The sequence below is a fragment of the Pseudomonas brassicacearum genome (assembly GCF_003732265.1).
Taxonomy (GTDB): domain Bacteria; phylum Pseudomonadota; class Gammaproteobacteria; order Pseudomonadales; family Pseudomonadaceae; genus Aquipseudomonas; species Aquipseudomonas brassicacearum_D.
On record NZ_MOBK01000353.1, the window covers coordinates 1 to 278 of the forward strand.

Annotated in this window: 2 pseudogenes; both read left to right on the forward strand. The window is 58.6% G+C overall.

The annotated features are described in order from the left end of the window. A pseudogene (locus BK660_RS31670) lies at nt 1-96 on the forward strand (2-dehydro-3-deoxy-6-phosphogalactonate aldolase); the annotation flags it as partial. Nucleotides 97-158: 62 nt separating this feature from the next. Further along, a pseudogene (locus BK660_RS31675) lies at nt 159-278 on the forward strand (galactonate dehydratase); the annotation flags it as partial.

Sequence of the window (278 nt, forward strand, 5' to 3'; positions counted from 1 at the left end):
GGTCTCGGTTCCGGTCTGTTTAAGCCGGGCATGACGGCGGAGCAGGTGGCAGTGAACGCCAAGGCCTACGTGGCCGCGTGGAAGGCGCTTCGTTAAGAATTTTTTGGCGCTGCGTGCGCTGCATCTAATAAGAGCTGCATTTACAAAAGAGAGCAGAGATGAAAATCACCAAACTCACCACCTTCATCGTGCCGCCGCGCTGGTGCTTCCTCAAGATCGAAACCGACGAGGGCGTGACCGGTTGGGGCGAGCCTGTGGTTGAAGGGCGCGCGCACACC